2 protein-coding genes are annotated in these 2272 nt (G+C 39.0%); both read left to right on the top strand.

The features are described 5' to 3' along the window. The coding region (gene carA, locus FJ213_13390) for a glutamine-hydrolyzing carbamoyl-phosphate synthase small subunit (GenBank protein ID MBM4177146.1) at positions 1 to 972 on the top strand (972 nt) is incomplete at its 5' end. A 4-nt stretch (positions 973 to 976) separates the two neighbouring features. After that, positions 977 to 2272, top strand: a 1296-nt coding sequence (gene carB / locus FJ213_13385) for a carbamoyl-phosphate synthase large subunit (GenBank protein MBM4177145.1), incomplete at its 3' end; no start/stop codon positions are given.

The following is a 2272-nucleotide window of genomic DNA, read 5'->3' as shown; positions in this document are numbered from 1 at the left end:
AATACCGGAATGGTAGGTTACCCTGAAACAATTACAGACCCTTCGTATCATGGACAAATACTCGTTTTAACCTATCCATTGGTCGGTAATTATGGCGTACCAGGAAGAGAACTGGAAAATGAACTTCTAAAAAATTTCGAATCGGACAAAATTCAAGTACGGGGTTTGATAATTTCTGACTATTCTAGGAACTATTCTCATTGGGATGCAAAACAATCGCTTCATGAATGGATGCTATTAGAAAAAATTCCAGGTATCTATGGAGTAGATACAAGAAAGCTAACACAAAAGCTTAGAGTAAAAGGCAGCATGCTTGGTAAAATTGTAAGTTCCGCAAAAAACGATTTACACTTTGAAGATCCAAACCTGCGACTTCTTGCTAAAGAGGCTTCGTGTATAGAGAAAATTGTTTATCAAAAAGGGGAAAAGGCAATTGCGCTTATTGATTGCGGAGTTAAACACAATATCATTCAAGCATTTCTTAGAAGAAATATAACTGTAATTCGCATTCCATATGGAGAAGACTTTTTAAAAGAGAATCCCGATGGTATTCTTCTTTCTAATGGTCCGGGCGATCCTAAACTTTGTGTAGAGCTAATCGAACAAACTAAAAAAGCAATTGAGTTTGAAATCCCAATTCTTGGAATCTGTCTCGGTTCGCAAATACTTGCACTTGCAGCGGGAGCGAAAACATATAAATTAAAATACGGTCATCGAAGTCATAACCAGCCTGTTAATGAAGTCGGTACGAAAAGGTGTTATATCACTTCTCAAAATCATGGATATGCGATTGACTCAAAAACTTTACCTGAAGATTGGCGTGAATGGTTTACAAATGATAATGACCGAACTAATGAAGGAATAATGCACATTTATAAACCATTCTTCGGTGCACAATTTCATCCTGAAGCGTCTCCGGGTCCGGATGATACAGAATTCATATTTGATCTTTTCCTTAGAGCAATGAGATAATTAAATGGTGAAAAAGGGATTTCCAAAGAAGGTTTTAATTCTCGGCAGCGGCGCTCTACAAATCGGGCAAGCTGGTGAGTTCGACTATTCCGGAAGTCAGGCAATCAAAGTTTTAAAAGAAGACGGAATTGAATCTGTTCTTGTAAATCCAAACATTGCTACGATCCAGACATCGGAAAATCTTGCCGATAAAGTATATTTCCTTCCCTTAAGAACAGACGTTGTTGAACGAGTGATAGAAAAAGAAAAACCCAATGGAATACTTCTCGGATTTGGCGGACAGACAGCATTAAACGTTGGAGTTGAGCTGTATGAGAAAGGGATATTAGAGAATTTTAGTGTTAGCGTTCTTGGCACACCGATTCAGTCAATAAAGGATACCGAAGATAGATTTTTATTTGCGAAGCGAGTTGAAGAAGCTGGATTTAAAATTGCGAATAGTAAAACTGTAAACAGCGTAGAAGAAGCCATCGCGGCCGCTGAGAGGATTAAGTATCCTGTGATGGTGAGAATTGCTTACGCTTTGGGAGGATTAGGATCAGGCATCGTTAATGATCGTGATGAACTTATAAAAAAAGCTGAACGGGCTTTTAAATTTACTGACCAAATTTTAATCGAAGAATCCCTTTATGGCTGGAAAGAATTAGAATATGAAATTGTGCGTGACAGTTTCAACAACTGTATTTCAGTCTGTGCGATGGAAAACATTGATCCGATGGGTATTCATACAGGCGACAGCATTGTTGTTGCCCCTCTTCAAACTTTATCGGCTGAAGAAAATTTCAAACTGCGGTCTATCGGCATCAAGCTGATTCGGCACCTTGGAATTATTGGTGAATGTAATGTTCAATTTGCACTCAATCCTGAAACAAACGACTACAGAATAATTGAAGTGAATGCGCGGTTGAGTCGTAGTTCTGCATTAGCGTCAAAAGCTACAGGCTATCCACTTGCATTCGTTGCGACAAAACTAATGCTCGGCTATAGTCTTAATGAAATCGTCAATAACATCACCAAAGAAACTTCTGCTTGCTTTGAACCAGCTCTTGACTACATAGTTGTAAAATTTCCTCGATGGGATTTACAAAAATTTAAACTGGTAAGCACTCAACTTGGCTCTGAGATGAAGTCTGTCGGCGAGGTTATGGCAATTGCAAGAACATTCGAAGAAGCATTTCAGAAAGCCATTCGGATGCTTGATATTGGATTGAATGGATTCTCCGGCAACGAGCTAAACGCAGCTGAGGGTATCGAGACCGATTTATCGGTTCCAACTGACAGAAGAATTTTCTTCGTTGCT

This window comes from Ignavibacteria bacterium (genome assembly GCA_016873845.1).
Lineage (GTDB): Bacteria > Bacteroidota > Ignavibacteria > Ch128b > Ch128b > JAHJVF01.
Note: the sequence above shows the minus strand (reverse complement) of the source record. Positions and strands in the feature narration are given on the sequence as shown.